Here is a 16,872-nt window from a genome sequence, read left to right as displayed (position 1 = left end):
AATAGTATTTTGTTTTGTCATATTGTCATCTGATTTAGACAAAACGATTCAAAATCTTTAGCCCGCATCGGCTGATGCCAGAAAAATCCCTGTCCATTCCCACAGCCCAATTGTATCAGTTGTTCGGCTTGCTCAAGGGTTTCGACACCTTCTGCCAAAGTCTGCAATTCCAATGTCTTGCCCGATTGGACAATGGCTTGGACTACCGCGTTGTCTTCACTTTTACCGCAACTCAGCTTCTGGATAAAGGATTGGCCTATTTTTAATTTGTTGATGGCAAATTGCTTGAGATAACCTAAGGAGGAATAACCGGCGCCAAAATCGTCTATGGCGAAGCTGACGCCAAGAGTTTTGAGTTCATTGATAACGTTGATCACGGCATGGGTGTCTATCATCAGCACAGATTCGGTCAACTCTAGTTCTAAATATTGCGGCTCCAGGCCAGATATTGCCAAAGCGGATTTTACTGAATCCACTAAATTGCCACGCTTGATCTGCCCAATACTTCCGATGCCAACATCCTGGTCATGGCATCGTCATCAATTATCAGAATTTTCGGCTTTGCAGTCATGCAGGATTGTCCAAAAGTTTCAGGTGTTAAACTCTGGCACAAACTTTGTAAAATCTGCTGGGGACAAAGGTTTGCTGAATAAGAATCCCTGGGCTATTTCACAACCTTGCTGCAACAAAAAGACCACCTGGTCTTCATGGTCGACGCCTTCCGCCACCACATCCAAGCCCAGTGATTTAGCCAGCCCTAATATAGCCGTGGTGATCGCCCTGTCGTCTTCATTATGGTGAATATCACGGATAAAAGAACGGTCAATTTTAAGTTCGGTAATCGGCAGCTTTTTTAGATAGGCCAGAGAAGAATATCCTGTCCCGAAATCATCAATGCTGATTTGTACGCCCATTGCCCGCAATTTTTTCAGCGTCCCCAGGACATCGCTGATGCCGTCGAGCAAAATGCTTTCGGTCAGTTCCAGTTTTAAGTATTTCGGCGCCAATTCCAAATGCGAGAGCAGGCTTTGGACTTCATCGGCAAAACTGTCTTTACGGAACTGGGTGGCGGAAACATTGATTGACATGACTTGCAAGGGCAAACCCTGTTTTAGCCACTGGCACATTTGTGTGCACGAGGATTCCAATACCCATTGGCTGATATAGTTGATTAATCCTGATTCTTCGGCAATCGGTATAAATTGTGATGGCGGCACCAGGCCTAATTCGGGATGTTGCCAGCGTATCAGCGCCTCACAACCAATCACGCTATTTTCACGCATGTTGATAATTGCATGATAATAAAGCATCAATTCGTCACGTTCGATGGCGCGGCGAAGATTGTTTTCCATGGATAGTTTATGGAAAGCGGCGACGTTGAGCGATTTTCTAAAAAACTGGTAGCCGTTCTGCCCTTGTTCGCGGGCATGGCTCATTGCAACTTTGCCGTTTTTGATGAAATTATCTTCATCAATACCGTCCCCGGGATAAACGGCGATACCAATGCTCATGCTGAGATAGATTTCATGCTCTTCAACATGGAACGGTTCTTCAATAATTTGAAAAATGCTTTTGGTGATTTTGATGCTGTCGCTAGTGTCTTTTATATTGCTGATTAATATGGCAAATTCATTGCTTGCCACTTTTGCCATAAGCATCTGGTTAATATCGTACTCGTGGTTGATATCGTAATGGGTGTTGACTGGGATTACCGCGCAATTCTGGATCCTGGCAATGAGCCGGTCAGAAAATGTCTTCAATACCTGGTCGCCGGCACTCGGACCCAAGGTTTCTATGACCCGTTTAAACTGGTCAATACTGATAAACAATGCCGACATTTCAACATTATTCAGGTTGCAGTAGGTCATCGCTTGACCGAGTATCATCTTGAAGAGTTTACGGTTGGGCAAATGCGTCAATGGATCATAATAGGACAGAAAACGTATCTGTTCTTCAATCCGTCGACGTTCGGTAATATCTTGGACAGTGCCCTGGATATGGGTCACCTCATTGTCAATAATGATGGGTTCGCCGTGGATCAACACGACACCGTCGGAGCCATCAAGGTGTTGTAGTTGGCCTTCCAAATGAAAGCTTTGCTTGTTTCTAACGCAACGCTCGATAGCCTGCTGCAATTTGTCCGAATCGGCATTGGCCAACCTCGTATATAAATCCTGGTAGTGCCCGGTAAAGGTATCCGGCGTAACGTTCAATACATTGAAAACTTCTTCGGACCATTGCATCCTGTCGTTTTCGACGTTCCATTCCCAACTGCCAAGATGGGCGATTTTCTGGGCGGTGCGTAAATCGGCCTCACTTTTTGCCAATTGGCCTAAAGCTGAACTGGCACGCAGAAAATAACGCAACTGGTGCGGTAAAGTCGGCCAGCAAATCGGTTTGACAATAAAATCGGTGGCGCCTAGTTGAAAGGAGCGGTTGATCGAATCCGTATCATCCGCGCCGGTCAGCATCACAATTGGCAACAATTCCATGCCGGGCATTTTACGCATCGCTTGCAGGCACTCAAAACCATCCATTTCCGGCATCATGACATCCAACAACACCAGCTCCGGTCGTCTGCTTTTCACCATGTCAATGCCTTCACGTCCATTAGACGCGCTTAACACATCAAATCCCTCGCGATCCAAGACATCGTGCAGCATCAAACCTATCATGTGGTCATCATCAATCGTCAAAATAAGGCGGCGCGAAGCTTGCTGCTCGGTCATGATAAATCCTGTTGTAATAATATCGGTAATACTTGCTGGAACTCGTTTTCAATGTTTTCCACAAGTTGTTTATCAAATGTCAGCGAACCATCCCGCGCCGCATGTTCTAGATTTCGCGCCAATTCAGATAGATAGGGTATGCCGACATTGGCGGCGGCCGATTTTAAACTATGTGCGGCAAAGCGTACCGCTTCAGAATTTTGCCCGTTCATCGCCTCATGCAGTTTTTCAATAAGCTGGATGGAGCTATGCTGGAACAAATCCACCAAGTTAGTGACCAAGGCGTCGCCGCCCATTTTACGCAGGGTGTTTAACGCTTCAGGATCGAACCTGTCCGTGTCAGTAAAATTCTGGCCTGAGGATAATTTGTCCGGTTCTGGTTGCATGGCGGTAGTTTGGGTTTTTAGCAAAGTGATTACTTTATCACGCAAGACATCAATTGAAATGGGTTTAGCCAAATAATCGCCCATACCCGCCGCCAAGCATTTTTCCCGGTCACCTTCCATCGCATTGGCAGTCAAGGCAACTATAGGTATTTCGCGGCTACCCGTAGCTTTTTCCAGGGCGCGGATTTCTCGGGTCGCCATGTAACCGTCCATTTCTGGCATCATGCAGTCCATAAGGATTAAGTCTATGTCCCCGCGTTTATAAAAATCAAGCGCTTCATAACCGTTAGCGGCCACTATTACATCACAGCCTATCACTTTAAGTATGGCCTTGACTATTTCCTGGTTGATCGGATTGTCTTCAGCCAGCAAGATTTTTGCGTCTTGTAAACAGATGCCCGCCTTGCCGCCCGGCTTGTCTGCAATCAACGTCAACAACGCATCTTGCAAGCTACGTTTACGCAAGGGTTTGTGCAAATATAAATCGCAGCCACTGTCGCGGAAACTAGCCAGCTCGTCTTCGTAGGCACTGGAGGTGATAATGACGATACGCATTTTGTCAAAACGTTGGTCATTGCGGATCTGGCGGCTAAGTTCGACGCCGTTCATGCCCTGCATTTTCATATCCACCAAGGCGAAATCATAATGCTGGCCTGTTTGTACAGACTGCTCAAGAATTTCCAGGGCACGCGCAGCATTTTCGGCAATACGGGAATTCATGCCCAGGTTCAGCAGGTAATTGGTAAGGATTTTAGCATTAGTCGGATTATCTTCAACAATTAGGGCCCGCTTGCCAAGCAAATCGGTTTTTTGCAAGGTTGGGCTGGGTACTGGAGCCAAGGCTTTGCGAAATGGCAAGTGGACAATAAAGGCCGTAAAGACTCCAGGTTGGGACTCCACGCTGATAGTCCCCCCCATCAATTCGCTGAGTTCCTTGCTAATCGCCAGACCTAAACCGGAGCCGCCATATTTGCGCGTTGTCGAGCCATCGGCTTGGCTGAACGATTTAAACAACTTGTCCATCGTTTCGGGATTAATGCCTATGCCGGTATCGCTAACGCGGAAACTCAGGCAGGTTTCGTCTGGGTAGTGGCAAATCTTACAGATTTTGCTACCCGTGCCACACTCATTGGTGTCCGCCTTGCTGACATGCAGCTTGACTGAACCGGCATCCGTGAATTTAATGGCATTCGACAGCAAGTTGGTAAGCACTTGGCGTAGCCGATAAGGATCCCCACGGACGGCATGAGGGACGTTTGCGTCCATGCTACAACTTAAGCCAATATTTTTGCTGTGCGCCCGGTCAAAGAAAAGCACGGTTAAATGGTCAAGCAATTCTGACAAATTAAAATCGATTTCCTCCAGTTCCAGCTTGCCCGCTTCAATTTTAGAAAAATCCAAAATATCATTAATCAGCGTCAACAGGGCTTCGGCAGAGCTAAATACCGTTTCCGTGTATTGCCTTTGTGTCGGGGTCAATTCAGTGCTCAATAACAGTTCGGTCATGCCGAGCACACCATTCATCGGGGTACGGATTTCATGGCTCATGGTCGCCAAAAATTGCGACTTGGCAAGATTGGCGGCATGGGCTTCTTCTACCGAATGGCGCAAATCGGCGGTCCTGATCTGGACTTCTTCTTCAAGCCGTCCCCGCTGTTTCTCTAATTCCTTATCGCGTTCATGAACCTGCCCGATCATTTGGTTAAAGCTTTTTACCAACCGGCCAATTTCGTCGTTGCCTTCGCCTGCCGCCCTCACGGTGTAATCCTTTTCCCGTGACACCTGCTGGGCCAATAGCGACAAGTTGATCAACGGTGCGGAAATTAAAGCCGCCAAGCGTCGCCCATAAAAGGAACTTAGCAGGAACGCCATCAGGGTGACCAATGAAATTTGCCCTAAATTATTGCCTAGCCCCCACCACATAGGCCGCAAGTCTATCACCAAAAATAAATAGCCCGCCGGTTCGCCATTCTGATAAACCGTTTGGATTGCCGTATGCGCCATGATTTCGAAACGGTTCAACTGTAATTGGCTTTGGGCTTCAGATAAAGAATCAGGGATGGTCGCAAAATGATTTTTGGTGACAAAGTCGGCAAACCCCTCACCGATATAGTCGGCAAAGCGGACGCCTTCGCTGGTATATAACTGTCCGGCGATGATATTGGGCTTGCTACGCAACGCCGCCAAAATGTCTGTTGCCGACCGGCTATCGTTGAACAACAAGGCGGCCCCCGCATTAAAACTGATCATGTTGCCGGAGGATTTGGTGTCGGCGACGATTTGACCGCGTTCTTTCCAGAATTCAGTGACGCTACTGATCAATAAGGTAAACACCAAGGCCAAACCAACCGTCATCGCCTGCAATCGACGCAATTTGCTGGTGATAGGGAGGTTTGCGAATTTATCTTGTTTCATAATTTGTTTATCACTGTCAACACATCATTTTGCAAGATTGACGTTTTTCGCCAATTTAAGCAATTTGGCACTGATATGTACAGCATTTGCTTTAGCTGTATCAAGATTAATCTCAAAACTCAAGCGGTTATCGTCTTGAACAAAACCTATCATGCCACCGTGGTTGATAAATCCCGGTTGGTCACTCACCGTTACTATCGGAAAACCTTTTAATTTGTTAATGATTTCTTCAAAATATCCGGTATGGTCCGACGTGCTGATAAAAACCATGTGGCATTTTTTTAGTTCTTCACCGACAACCCCCCGGCGGACAACCATGGGTTTGTTAAAGAGTGTTTTGTTGTCCAGCACCACCAAGCTATCACCTAAATGGTCATTTTCTGTCGTACACAAATTAAAGGTGCGTAGGCTGGTGGTTTCCGGCCATTCAATAAATTTGAAAAAGTTGAACAAAAAAGCTGTTTTCACCGCCGCTTCGCCGCCGGATTCTGCACAGGCTGGCGCGCTAACAAGCACCGCCATTAGCAATGCTAGTGTAAATCGAGCGGACAAGGCGGTGGCTTTTAGCATGGGGTCAAAAATTCCAGCTCAGGGTGGCATAGACTTCACGCTGCGCTGCGGTAGGTATCGAAAACAAATAGGAGCCAAACTCGACATGTTGTGTTTCCAAGAGGTTGCGCCCCACTAAAGCCAGCTCCAAGCCGTGCCTAAACCTCCTCGCCAAACGCGCATCCAGTTCGTGAAACGCCTGGACGGGCGGGTTTTCCTTAAACCCGTCCACATAACGCCACCACAAATCCACGTTGATTTGTGGCGTTAGCTGGTGCATCGACCACAACATGGCTTGATGTGCAGGGAAACCTCCATCAAACAGCTTGCCTGTGCCTGCCGGTGCCAGCTTGGACAGCCTGAAACGCTGTTCTGTTTGGGAATAAGTGGCCCGCAGTTTCCATGTGTCCGTGACCCGCCAATCCACACTGGCTTCGCCGCCATAAACATCCGCAGAACCGTAATTTGTAAAAGCGTAAGTTTGGAGCAGATAACCGGAAACAATCCGTGAAGCATCCAATGCGCTTGGAGTGCCGCTAAGGATATTATGATAATCGTAATAGTAAAGGGCGACATCGGCGGATAATCGTGGGCCGAGTTGAGCGCGCCAACCCCAGTCGTAGGCCAACATTTTTTCCGACTGCATAGCCTTATTGCCGACAAATGAAATTAAGGTGACGGGATTGGCTGGCCCTGCAACCCCTCCGCCGGCTGGCGGTATGACCTGTTTATTGTAATTTAAATCTTGTTCCGCCCAATTGGGTGTCCGTACCGAACGGGATACGGATGCCCAGAAAGCATGCTGTTTAACGGGTGTCCAAGATAATCGTGCGGTGGGCTGCCATTCAAATTGCGTGACGGGATTATGTTCAAATTTGCTGCCTAAGGTGAGTTTCCAACGCGCCGGCACTAAAGTGATTTCGTCCTGCGCAAACAGGCTGTATATTTGGTCTTGGCGTTGGTTCGGCAGCCAACTGAGATCAAGGCTGTTCTGGGTGTCGTTATAATTCAACCGTGCCCCAGCTCCCCATACCAGATTATGCTCTTCATCCAGATGGACATTATGCTGGAAATCAAAATCCAGCGTATCTATCTGGTAACTCGAGTCAATCGCCGTAAATTTACGCTCGTTCCTGTTCCAGTACATGCGTAGTACGGTGCTGGAATCATTACTGTACCCATGCTCCCAGCGTCCCATCAAATAATGCCCGGAAGGTTCCGAATCGGTAGGCAACCAACGCGAGTAAGGTGGGGATAACACGGGGGCCAATTTTGCAGATACAGTGGGGAATTGCTGTCCTGCCCCGCCGCTGGAACCTGAAAAAGCATCCCCTTGTAAAGTCAGCTTGTCCGTGCCGCTAAAATCCTTATCGACACGGAAACCGATTTTGCTTAAACGGCTGTCATCACCTGCCTGGGTGTCCGTGCCTGGCAAATGGGTTTGATCGTACTCACTATGGCGGCCATAGACTTTGAGATAAGCCTGGTTACCTAGCCCAACACCGTAACGCAATCCCCCGCTTTTACGCATACTGCCACCCGCCCCAGAGATTAAAGCCCCCTGGGTGTTTTTAACTTTTTTGGTGATGATGTTGATCACGCCATTAACGGCATTGGCCCCCCATAAACTGGCCCCCGGGCCACGGATGACTTCGATGCGCTCAATATCTTCCATCATGACATCTTCCTGATCCCACCAAACGCCGGAAAACATCGGCGTATACAAAATGCGCCCGTCCATCAGCACCAAGAGTTTATTGGCATATTGGCTATTAAAACCACGGGTTGACACCGCCCATTTATTGCCGTCAATACGGGCGACGTGCATGCCTGGAACCACGCGCAAAGCTTCAGGGATAGTCGTCGCGCCGGAACGGTGGATATCATCAGATGTCAGGACGTAAATCGCGGCGGGGACATCTTTTAAACCCGTCGGGGTTTTGGTCACCGAAGTGACATCCAGCTCCAACAGTGCTTCCACGCTTAAATCTGTCAAATCCGGTAATTTTGCAGGTTCAGGTTCCTGGTTGGCGGCTAATGACAGATGCGTTAGTGAAATCACCGTCAACGTAAGGCATAATTTGAAAAGGCAAGCGGCTTTCGATAAAGGCATCATCACTCCCCAAAATTAAAAGGTAAAGACCAGTTTTAGACGAAATTCCCGTCCATTCATTTTGAGAGTGTTATGGATACCGTAGCCGCCTAGCGTTTCATAGCGGCTATCGAGCAGGTCATAAACGCCCAAGGAAACATCCAAACCTTTACGCAGCCGGTCAGAAGCCAGGTTTAGGTTGATCAAGCATAACCATCGGCAAAACCGCCTTGCACCGCTTTGCGGTCGCCGATATAGATGCTTTCCACACCCAGTTTTGCGAAATTATTGAACAAGGGTTCGGCATGATGCAGTTTGAGCATATTTTGCGGCGAACCCAAGCTCCACACGCCATGATGGGGTTCGTCAGCCAACAAACTGTAGGTATAAGAGGCTTTTAACAAGCGTCCATTATTCCAGCGTTGTTCCGCTTCCCATTCCGCGCCATAAATATGGAATTTACCTTCATTGGCAAGCAAACCACCAGGCCCATTGGCAACCAAAACCTTGGCGACATTATTATGGAACAGGGAGCCAAGCAACTTCAGTCCATCGGCTGAATGCCATTCAACAATACCTTCATAACTTTTAATGCGCTCTTCTTGAATATCCGTATTGATACCGTGGTAATACTTGTTGTATTCAAGCTCCGATGCGTTAGGGGCGAGGAAAGTCGAACTGTACAGCAGTTTAAACGTGGTGCTTTCAAGCGGGTTCCAAATCAAGCCCAGAAAGCATAGTTACGGTCATTGGTCGTGAACAGCCCACATAAACCATTAAGGGCGTCGGCCAGGGTACGCCTGCCAAAACTGCGGATATCGCTGGCCGTCAGCACCGACACGGAAGACGGGGCCTGGCTGGATTTTTGCCCTATCCTCGACGCGCTAATAATCTCGACATTAAGCAGTTCTTCGATGGAAAGTCCGGTTAAATCTTCGGATTTTACCTGATAGGCACTGGCTGGGTTGCTCAGGGCCGCCAATAAGGCAGTGATGGCTAGGTTACGCATTATGCTGATTTTTGAAGTTACAGCCAGTGATGCTGATAGCAGGAAAATGCACAGTTTGTTTGCTGGTAAAAGGATCTATTCTAACGAGCAAAGCATTTGTTTATCCAGCTTTTTTATATTTTCAGGCCACAATTTTAACAAAAATGAAGCTATTTTGTATTTTGTGGCAAACAAAATGCTTTAACTGCCAGTTAGCTGTCGCCTTGGTTTTTCACTAGCACCCATTTTTACTGTGGCGCTAATGTTTAGCAAAACTGGCCTAGCCTATCCCTACACAAATCTTCCAGATTTTCATGCCCCCCCGACATTAACCCCCGACATTTTAAAAATATCGCTTAAGATAACCAACTGCACAATCGCGTTGAACAACGGCCTCCCAAAAAGGTCTCCCAAGCAGCGGTTTTTTAACTATCGAGAGGAATTATGAAGCATCGCATACTATGCACCCTGTTATTTTGTTTCCCGGTCTTGACCAGCCATGCGTCCCCCCACGTTGCAGAACGCATCCTTGGCAATGGCCTGAAAGTGCTCGTGAAGGAAGACCACCGTTCCCCCGTGGTGGTTTCCCAGGTTTGGTATAAAGTCGGTTCCAGTTACGAGCCTGGCGGTATAACCGGCATTTCCCACATGCTGGAACACATGATGTTCAAGGGTACGGATAAGCATCCCGTCGGCGAGTTTTCGCGCATCATCGCCGAGAACGGCGGCGATGAAAATGCGTTTACCGGACGGGATTACACGGCCTATTTCCAGACGATGGCGGCCTCCAAGCTGGCGGTGAGTTTTGAACTGGAAGCCGACCGGATGCGGCATTTGCATTTGCTGGCGGATGAGCTGAAAAAGGAACTGGAAGTGGTCACGGAAGAACGGCGGATGCGCACCGAGGACAACCCGCAAGCGAAAATGTCAGAACAATTTTCGGCGCTGGCGTTTACCAGCAGTCCCTACAAAAACCCCATCATCGGCTGGCCGGTCGATATTGCCAATTACCAAGTCGACGATTTGCAAGCCTGGTACCAACGCTGGTACGCGCCGAACAACGCGACGCTGGTCGTGGTCGGCGATGTGCAAACCCCAGACGTGTTTGCCTTGGCGGAGCAATATTTTGGCGGCTTGCAGGCCAGTGAGCTGAAGCCATTAAAGCCCCAAACCGAATCGCCGCAATTGGGTGTGCGTAAAATGACCGTGAAAGTCCCCGCCAAATTGCCGTCGGTAGTGTTGGGCTACAAAGTGCCGTCGCTAAAAACTGCCGAACACGAATGGGAGGCCTACGCACTGGAAGTATTGGCAGGCGTGTTGGACGGCGGCTCCAGCGCGAGGCTGAGCAAGGAATTGATACGCGGTAAACAGCTTGCCGTGTCAGCGGGAGCGGGTTACAACTTCAGTTCGCGCCTCTCGGATTTGTTTGAATTGGAAGCCACGCCCGCCGAAGGTAAAACGGTGTGGGAATTGGAATTGGAACTAAAAAAACAAGTCGCCCAACTGCAACAGCAACTCATCAATAAAGACGAGTTGCAGCGCATTAAAGCCCAAGTGTTGGCGAATGCGGTGTTTGAGCGCGATTCCAATTTTTACCAGGCCATGCAATTGGGAATGCTGGAAACTATTGGCTTAGGCTGGCAAAAAGCCGATGAATACGTCGCTAAAATCAACCAGGTGACTGCCGGACAAGTGCGTGAGGTGGCACGAAAATACCTGCTTGAAGATCATCTTAATATCGCTTATCTTGAGCCACAACCGATAAACACAGCAACTGCCCGGAAGAAGGCGGTAAAATAAGCGGCTGAGATTTTGCCAAATAGACCTGTCAGGTTTCTTGAACCTGGCAGGTCTAGCCGCACGACGGTACGGCAAATTAAAGTCCATCCCAAAAATAATAACAACGCTATGGCAAAACTACGCACCCATTACGACAATTTAAAAGTCGCCCGCAACGCCCCTGATATTGTGATCAAGGCGGCGCACAAAGCCCTGATACAACAACACCATCCCGACAAAGCCAAAGACAAGGACAGTGCCGAACGCATCACCCGTATTTTGAATGATGCCAAGGAAGTCCTGCTCGACCCTGTCAAACGCAAACAACATGACCAATGGATTAAGGAACAGGAGCACAGGCATAAACACCACGGCCACCATGCCGCAAACGAGCCTGAATCCGCCAGGCAACACCCTCCCCCGCCAGGGCCGCCTGTCAGCGAGGAGTTGATCGGGCACTATCGCGCCTTCAGCAATGGCCTTGCCCAAGATACCCAATCACGGCTGATGTGGTGCCGTTTTGCGATGGGGCAACGTTGGCATGGCGGGCAAGTGGAAGGCGAAGCGGCCTTGTATGCGTGGCAAGCCGCACAAGAAGCCGTGGCTTTGTTCAACAAACAAGGCGGCTATGCGGGACACGCCGATTGGCGGCTGCCGTCGGTCAATGAACTGAAAACCTTGATAAACCCACAAGAAGGCCATAGAAGCTATATCAACGCGCAAGTCTTCCCGAACAACCCGCGTTGGCTATGGACGGCTTCGCCCTACGCCGGTTACGGTGGCGGCGCGTGGCTGGTGAACTTTATCGAAGGTTTGGCAATCAATGACAACCCGAACCTGCCGTGTGCAGTACGCTTGGTTCGGGATTAAGCAATACTATCCAATTTTAAACCTGTGTAGATGGGCTGACGCTTTGCCGTATATTTTGATAGGCTTCCTTTCGTTCAACCCATCCTACAAATATATCCACTGTTTCTTAACTGCATTACCTTTAAGGAAACCTCAACTTATGCGCGTTTTATTCTTCAGTTTCATGCTGTTAATGCTTAGCCAAACCGCCAGCGCGACCGCGAAAATCGAGCATTGGCAAACGCCGCAAGGCAGCCGCGTGTATTATGTCCGCACCGAAGGCTTGCCGATGGTCGATGTGCAAGTGCTGTTTGACGCAGGCAGTGCACGGGATGGTGACAAATTTGGCCTTGCCGCGCTGACCGCCGGTTTGCTCGACACGGGCGCAGGTGATTGGAATGCCGACCAAATCGCCGAACGCTTTGAAAGTGTCGGCGCCAACTTTGGCGCGGCCAGCGGCATAGACTACGCCACGGTGTCGCTACGGACATTGACCGACAAGCCCTTGTTCGACAAAGCCCTGGCGACCATGCAAATGATCCTTGGCAAACCCCGTTTCGCCAACGCCGATTTTGAGCGTGAAAAAAGCCGTACCCTCGCAGGCCTTAAGCAGCAGGAAGAATCCCCTGGCGATCTGGCTAACATCGCTTTTTACCAAGCCCTGTACGGCAAGCACCCCTACGCCCATCCCGATTCCGGCACGTTGCAAACCGTGGCGGCCCTCACGCGTGACGATGTGCAAGGCTTTTACCAACAATACTATGTCGCAGCCAATGCCGTCATCGTCATTGTCGGTGATTTATCGAAAGCACAGGCCGAACAAACCGCCGAAAATCTGGTTAAAGGCCTGCCCGTAGGAGAAAAACCGGCCGCGTTGCCGGATGTGCCCATGCCCGTTGAAGGCGGGGCGCAACATATCGAATTTCCTTCGACACAAACCCATGTGCTCGTGGGCTTGCCCGGGACTTACCGAAAAGATCCCGATTATTTCAGCCTTTATGTCGGCAACCATATTTTGGGCGGCGGCAGCTTGGTGTCGAAACTGTTTGACGAAGTGCGCGAAAAACGCGGTTTGGCTTATAGTGCCGCTAGCGCGTTCATACCGATGTTAAAACCCGGGCCATTTTTGATCAACCTGCAAACCCGTAACGACCAAACACCGGAAGCGTTGAAAGTCTTGAACAAGACCCTCGCCAATTTTATTTCCCAAGGGCCTAGCGAAACCGAATTAACAGCCGCCAAGCAAAACATCACCGGCGGTTTCGCGATGCGCTTTGACACCAACAAAGAACTGGCGGGCTATGTCGGCATGATCGGTTTTTACGATATGCCGCTGGATTATTTGGACAGCTTCCAGCAAAACATCGAAAAAGTCACCGGTGCGTCCATCACCGACGCCTTTAAACGCCGCGTCAGCTTGCCGTTGCTACAAACCGTGACCGTAGGAAAAAGTGCAAAATAAGCTCAGGATCATCGGCGGCGAGTGGCGTAGCCGCCAAGTGCTGTTTGAAGACGCACTAGGCTTAAGACCAACCCCCGCGCGGGTGAGGGAAACCCTGTTCAATTGGCTACATTACGACATCATTGGTAGCCGCTGCCTGGATTTGTTCGCAGGTAGCGGTGCGCTGGGCTTTGAAGCGGCATCAAGAGGCGCGAAGGCGGTGGTGCAAGTCGAGCAAAACCCCCTCGTTTGCCGTTGCCTGAAGGCCAATGCCGACAAGCTCGCCGCCAGCCAAATCAAAATCGTCCAGACCGATGCGTTCCGTTATCTGTCGGGTAATGCCGAGGCGTTTGACATTGTCTTTATCGACCCCCCGTTCGCACTGGATTTAGCGGTGCAAAGCTGCCATTGGCTGGAAGATAAAGGCTGGTTAAGCCCACAGGCGAAAATCTATGTGGAATCGGCAAGCAACTTAACGCTGGAAGGGATGCCTGGGAATTGGCGGTTATTGAAGGATAAAGTGGCCGGAGAAGTGGCTTATCAGTTGTTTGTGCGGGAAAACGCAGGTATCGGCTGCCGCTAAATCGCTGCAACGAATTCGGCTACCGTCAAACCTGCCGCGCGAATGAGGCTGCGTAGCGTACCTCTTGCCACTTCTTTATGGTCAGGGACCGACAAGGTGGCTATTTCACCTTCTTTAACCATGATGATATGGCTGCCCGCTTTGCCTCGCAACCACCCATCCCAACGAGCCAAACACGCGGAGAACATCGCGTCCTTTAAGAATAGGAAGCGAAGGTGGCATTATGCCGCCACCTCAATTTGCCGGGTTTCAATGGTCAAAGGCAAACCGCGCTCTGAACGGACTAACAGGCACTGGTAAATCGCATCCTGGATATTTTCCAGCGCCTCATCCTTGGTATCGCCTTGGCTTGCACAACCGGGGATGGATGGGCATTCGACAACCCAAATACCGTCCCCGTCACGGTCAATGGTCACATTGAATTTCATATCATTACTCCAAACGTCAAGTAAACTTTTCAGCAACTTAGGATTGTATCGGGACGGATTTGAGAAAATTCATTGGGGATGGCTAGAGACGTAAAAGCTTCACGTCTCTACGGAAGGCTTAGTGGGTGGTGAAACCGTGTTTCTGCATACGGTACAGCAATGTGTCGCGGCTTAAGCCGAGCAGTTTAGCGGATTGGCTGCGGTTGCCTTTGGTGCGGTTCAATGCCTGGTTGATTAAATCCGCTTCCAAGGTATCCAATTGCAAACCCGTTTCCGGCAGGATAAATCCGGTGGCTTTGCCGGCATTGGTATTGCCGTTGCTATTGATGCGGAACTCACTGGGCAGGTTTTCCATTTCAATCACCCGGCCTGACAGCAAAATGCTCAAGCGTTCGCACAAGTTGCGCAATTCGCGGATATTGCCGGGCCATTTATAAGCTTTTAATACTTTTAGTGCTGATTTGCTAAATTGCGGCGCGGCAATGGCGTGGGTTTCTGAAAACAACTTGAGGAAGTGTTTGATCAAATGCTCGATGTCTTCGCTACGTTTGGCTAACGGCGGCAATTCTATAGGCACGACATTCAAGCGGAAATATAAATCCTGCCTGAATTCGCCCACTAAAATCTGTGCGTTCAAATCGGCGTTGGTGGCGGCAATTATACGGACATCCACTTTACAGGACGTGGTTTCGCCCACCGGCAGGCATTCGCCGGAATCCAGGAAGCGTAACAACTTACCTTGAACCAGCAGTGGCAGGGAGTTTATTTCATCAAGAAACAGCGTTCCGCCATCGGCGGCTTGGAATAAGCCCAAGGTATTGGCATTGGCTCCGGTAAACGCGCCTTTTTTATGCCCGAACAATTCGGATTCAATCAAACCCTCTGGTAAGGCGGCACAGTTTACGGTAATGAATTTTTTGTTGGCACGCGGGCTGGCTTTTTGGATGGCCGTCGCCAGGACTTCTTTACCCGTACCGGTTTCCCCCTTAATCAGGATAGTGACATCGGTGGACGCCGCTATTTTGGCACTACGAATTAAGGAATCCAATTCAGGGGACTGGCCGATAATGGCGCTGAAATGATCCATAGATACCTCTTAATGGTTGGCTGAATGGTTGATGATTGCCATGGGGTTTAACCACGGTAAAGCCGCTAACAAGGCTAAAATGATCATAAACAAACCAATCGCTTGTTTAAACCGTTGCATTCGGGATAGCCGCGTTAATATCCCTGTCATTATACCCACGCCCATCACGGCGGGTAAAGTACCTAGACCAAAAGCCAGCATGGTCAACGCGCTTTTGCTGACATCGCCTGCCGTCGCCGCCAGTGCCAATGCGGCATACACCAAACCGCAAGGCAGCCAGCCCCAAACCATGCCGAACAAATAGGCTTGGGTGCGGGTTTTCACAGGGATCAGCTTGCGCCCGTAAGGCTCGATTTTTTTCCAGAAGTGCATGCCGGCTTTTTCGATATAGGCAAAGCGTGGGAACCAGCCTGCAATATACAAACCCGCGCCGGCCATGATCAAAGCCGAGAGGATCTGCAATAGCCGATGACCGTGAAGTTCGCCCATTTGCATCGTGGCAAGGGACTGGATCACCCCCGCTAATGCGCCGGCGATGGTGTAGCTGGTGATGCGCCCAAAATTGTAATTGAACACAAAAGGCAGCAACAGGGCTTTTTTATGGCGTATTTCCGGGCTGAGGCTTAAGGTCAGCGTGCCGATGATCGAACCGCACATGCCTATGCAGTGCAAGCTGCTGACCAGCCCCATGACAAATGCAACCAAGTAAGACGTAGTAAAGTCGGGGTCAAATGGCATAAGCCAACCCTTCCACTACAGAGTTAATATTCGACATAGTTATTATTGTTTTTAATTGCTTGCAGAAGCCTGGGCAAATACGCCCAAAATTTGTGCCTGGATTTTTTCCGCCATCGCCCTACGGTCATTGGCATCACGGATCGGCCTGCCAACGACGATATAATCAGCCCCATTCTCAAAAGCCATCTCCACGCTGACCACGCGTTTTTGGTCGTCCTCTTCGCGGTTGTCCACGGGGCGGATGCCTGGGGTGATGACCAACAAGCGGTGGTCTAAATGCTCCCGCAACATGGCGGCTTCCAAACCTGAAGACACAATACCATCACAGCCGATTTGCAAAGCGCGTTTGGCGCGGGATAACACCAAATCGCGGACATCACATTTGAAACCCAGATCATCCAAATCACCACGGTCCAAACTGGTAAGCGCCGTCACTGCCAGCACTTTAAGGTCGCCTTTGTTGGCGGCGGCGGATTGCATGATGGCATCATTACCGTGGATAGTCGCCAAATCAACGCCTTTGCTGCTCAACGCCCTAATTGCCCGACCTACCGTTTCCGGCACGTCGAAAAATTTCAAATCGACAAAGACTTTTTTGCCGCGCTGTTTCAGCCACTCAATAAACCCGAAACAATCGCCGGACATGAACAATTCCATGCCGACTTTATAAAAAATCACGGAGCCGCCCAGTTCTTCGACCAGGGCTTGGGCTTCAGGAATACTGGGCACATCCAAGGCCATAATCAGGCGTTCACGGACAGGGATGGCTTTACTGGACAAAAAGGTGTGCGGCATAGTGGAAATAAAA

The 16,872-nt window shown here is 49.7% G+C and carries 18 protein-coding genes; 5 read left to right on the top strand and 13 right to left on the bottom strand.

From position 1 onward, the window contains the following. Positions 1-17 precede the first annotated feature (17 nt). The 8 genes from PHH59_RS09665 to PHH59_RS09630 form a co-directional block, all read right to left on the bottom strand. A complete protein-coding gene (locus PHH59_RS09665) occupies positions 18-494 on the bottom strand; it encodes an EAL domain-containing protein (protein ID WP_300015018.1) in 477 nt (158 codons plus the stop codon). A gap of 96 nt (positions 495-590) precedes the next feature. Further along, entirely contained in the window at positions 591-2,729 is a 2,139-nt protein-coding gene (locus tag PHH59_RS09660; protein WP_300014866.1) for an EAL domain-containing protein, read from the bottom strand. Then, the gene (locus PHH59_RS09655) at positions 2,726-5,530 is read right to left on the bottom strand and encodes a response regulator (protein ID WP_300014864.1); all 2,805 of its coding nucleotides are present in this window, start codon (positions 5,528-5,530) and stop codon (positions 2,726-2,728) included. The genes PHH59_RS09660 and PHH59_RS09655 overlap by 4 nt, the downstream gene beginning before the upstream one ends. A 24-nt stretch (positions 5,531-5,554) precedes the next feature. Then, positions 5,555-6,100 carry a YfiR family protein gene (locus PHH59_RS09650; protein ID WP_300014861.1) on the bottom strand — a complete coding sequence of 182 codons (546 nt, stop codon included), beginning with the start codon at positions 6,098-6,100 and terminating at the stop codon, positions 5,555-5,557. A gap of 4 nt (positions 6,101-6,104) precedes the next feature. Continuing rightward, a complete protein-coding gene (locus PHH59_RS09645) occupies positions 6,105-8,192 on the bottom strand; it encodes a TonB-dependent receptor (RefSeq protein ID WP_300014858.1) in 2,088 nt (695 codons plus the stop codon). A gap of 15 nt (positions 8,193-8,207) precedes the next feature. Further along, a complete protein-coding gene (locus tag PHH59_RS09640) occupies positions 8,208-8,378 on the bottom strand; it encodes a hypothetical protein (RefSeq protein WP_300014855.1) in 171 nt (56 codons plus the stop codon). Continuing rightward, a complete protein-coding gene (locus PHH59_RS09635; protein WP_300014852.1) occupies positions 8,375-8,896 on the bottom strand; it encodes a TonB-dependent receptor in 522 nt (173 codons plus the stop codon). The genes PHH59_RS09640 and PHH59_RS09635 overlap by 4 nt, the downstream gene beginning before the upstream one ends. Continuing rightward, positions 8,893-9,180: a hypothetical protein gene (locus PHH59_RS09630; protein WP_300014849.1), complete on the bottom strand. Its 288-nt coding sequence runs from the start codon at positions 9,178-9,180 to the stop codon at positions 8,893-8,895. The genes PHH59_RS09635 and PHH59_RS09630 overlap by 4 nt, the downstream gene beginning before the upstream one ends. Position 9,181: 1 nt before the next feature. On the opposite strand from PHH59_RS09630, the gene PHH59_RS09625 reads away from it, so the two are divergent. The 5 genes from PHH59_RS09625 (at position 9,182) to rsmD (ending at position 13,811) form a co-directional block, all read left to right on the top strand. After that, on the top strand, positions 9,182-9,364 hold the full coding sequence (locus tag PHH59_RS09625; protein ID WP_300014846.1) for a hypothetical protein: 183 nt from the start codon (positions 9,182-9,184) through the stop codon (positions 9,362-9,364). A 239-nt stretch (positions 9,365-9,603) separates the two neighbouring features. After that, positions 9,604-10,959 (top strand): pitrilysin family protein, encoded by a 1,356-nt coding sequence (locus PHH59_RS09620; protein ID WP_300014843.1) that lies wholly within the window; start codon positions 9,604-9,606, stop codon positions 10,957-10,959. Positions 10,960-10,971: 12 nt separating this feature from the next. Next, positions 10,972-11,808, top strand: coding sequence for a DUF1566 domain-containing protein (locus tag PHH59_RS09615; protein WP_300014840.1), 837 nt, complete (start codon positions 10,972-10,974; stop codon positions 11,806-11,808). A gap of 139 nt (positions 11,809-11,947) precedes the next feature. After that, positions 11,948-13,249 carry a pitrilysin family protein gene (locus PHH59_RS09610; protein WP_300014837.1) on the top strand — a complete coding sequence of 434 codons (1,302 nt, stop codon included), beginning with the start codon at positions 11,948-11,950 and terminating at the stop codon, positions 13,247-13,249. Continuing rightward, positions 13,239-13,811 (top strand): 16S rRNA (guanine(966)-N(2))-methyltransferase RsmD, encoded by a 573-nt coding sequence (gene rsmD / locus PHH59_RS09605; protein WP_300014834.1) that lies wholly within the window; start codon positions 13,239-13,241, stop codon positions 13,809-13,811. Before PHH59_RS09610 ends, rsmD begins: the two co-directional genes overlap by 11 nt. Here the strand turns inward: rsmD and PHH59_RS09600 are convergent. From PHH59_RS09600 to pyrF, 5 genes are all read right to left on the bottom strand, one after another. Beyond that, on the bottom strand, positions 13,808-13,999 hold the full coding sequence (locus tag PHH59_RS09600; protein ID WP_300014832.1) for a type II toxin-antitoxin system HicA family toxin: 192 nt from the start codon (positions 13,997-13,999) through the stop codon (positions 13,808-13,810). The genes rsmD and PHH59_RS09600 overlap by 4 nt on opposite strands. 33 nt (positions 14,000-14,032) lie before the next feature. Beyond that, positions 14,033-14,239: a type II toxin-antitoxin system HicB family antitoxin gene (locus PHH59_RS09595; RefSeq protein ID WP_300014829.1), complete on the bottom strand. Its 207-nt coding sequence runs from the start codon at positions 14,237-14,239 to the stop codon at positions 14,033-14,035. A 118-nt stretch (positions 14,240-14,357) separates the two neighbouring features. After that, complete coding sequence (locus tag PHH59_RS09590; protein WP_300014826.1) at positions 14,358-15,326, bottom strand: sigma-54 dependent transcriptional regulator; 969 nt, start codon at positions 15,324-15,326, stop codon at positions 14,358-14,360. 9 nt (positions 15,327-15,335) lie between these two features. After that, entirely contained in the window at positions 15,336-16,064 is a 729-nt protein-coding gene (locus tag PHH59_RS09585) for a sulfite exporter TauE/SafE family protein (protein WP_300014823.1), read from the bottom strand. Positions 16,065-16,115: 51 nt separating this feature from the next. After that, positions 16,116-16,859, bottom strand: a complete 744-nt coding sequence (pyrF, locus tag PHH59_RS09580; RefSeq protein WP_300014820.1) for an orotidine-5'-phosphate decarboxylase — start codon at positions 16,857-16,859, stop codon at positions 16,116-16,118. Positions 16,860-16,872: the final 13 nt, after the last annotated feature.

It is taken from the genome of Methylovulum sp. (assembly GCF_028687615.1).
In the GTDB taxonomy this organism is placed as follows: Bacteria; Pseudomonadota; Gammaproteobacteria; order Methylococcales; family Methylomonadaceae; genus Methylovulum.
Note: the sequence above shows the minus strand (reverse complement) of the source record. Positions and strands in the feature narration are given on the sequence as shown.

What these genes read in the sequence shown, in the direction of transcription:
- PHH59_RS09600 (WP_300014832.1), bottom strand. Translation starts at nt 13,999, where the DNA reads ATGTTCTCCGCGTGTTTGGCTCGTTGGGATGGGTGGTTGCGAGGCAAA.
- PHH59_RS09645 (WP_300014858.1), bottom strand. Translation starts at nt 8,192, where the DNA reads ATGCCTTTATCGAAAGCCGCTTGCCTTTTCAAATTATGCCTTACGTTG.
- PHH59_RS09650 (WP_300014861.1), bottom strand. Translation starts at nt 6,100, where the DNA reads ATGCTAAAAGCCACCGCCTTGTCCGCTCGATTTACACTAGCATTGCTA.
- PHH59_RS09655 (WP_300014864.1), bottom strand. Translation starts at nt 5,530, where the DNA reads ATGAAACAAGATAAATTCGCAAACCTCCCTATCACCAGCAAATTGCGT.
- PHH59_RS09625 (WP_300014846.1), top strand. Translation starts at nt 9,182, where the DNA reads ATGCTGATTTTTGAAGTTACAGCCAGTGATGCTGATAGCAGGAAAATG.
- PHH59_RS09620 (WP_300014843.1), top strand. Translation starts at nt 9,604, where the DNA reads ATGAAGCATCGCATACTATGCACCCTGTTATTTTGTTTCCCGGTCTTG.
- PHH59_RS09660 (WP_300014866.1), bottom strand. Translation starts at nt 2,729, where the DNA reads ATGACCGAGCAGCAAGCTTCGCGCCGCCTTATTTTGACGATTGATGAT.
- PHH59_RS09590 (WP_300014826.1), bottom strand. Translation starts at nt 15,326, where the DNA reads ATGGATCATTTCAGCGCCATTATCGGCCAGTCCCCTGAATTGGATTCC.
- PHH59_RS09585 (WP_300014823.1), bottom strand. Translation starts at nt 16,064, where the DNA reads ATGCCATTTGACCCCGACTTTACTACGTCTTACTTGGTTGCATTTGTC.
- PHH59_RS09630 (WP_300014849.1), bottom strand. Translation starts at nt 9,180, where the DNA reads ATGCGTAACCTAGCCATCACTGCCTTATTGGCGGCCCTGAGCAACCCA.
- pyrF (WP_300014820.1), bottom strand. Translation starts at nt 16,859, where the DNA reads ATGCCGCACACCTTTTTGTCCAGTAAAGCCATCCCTGTCCGTGAACGC.
- PHH59_RS09610 (WP_300014837.1), top strand. Translation starts at nt 11,948, where the DNA reads ATGCGCGTTTTATTCTTCAGTTTCATGCTGTTAATGCTTAGCCAAACC.
- PHH59_RS09595 (WP_300014829.1), bottom strand. Translation starts at nt 14,239, where the DNA reads ATGAAATTCAATGTGACCATTGACCGTGACGGGGACGGTATTTGGGTT.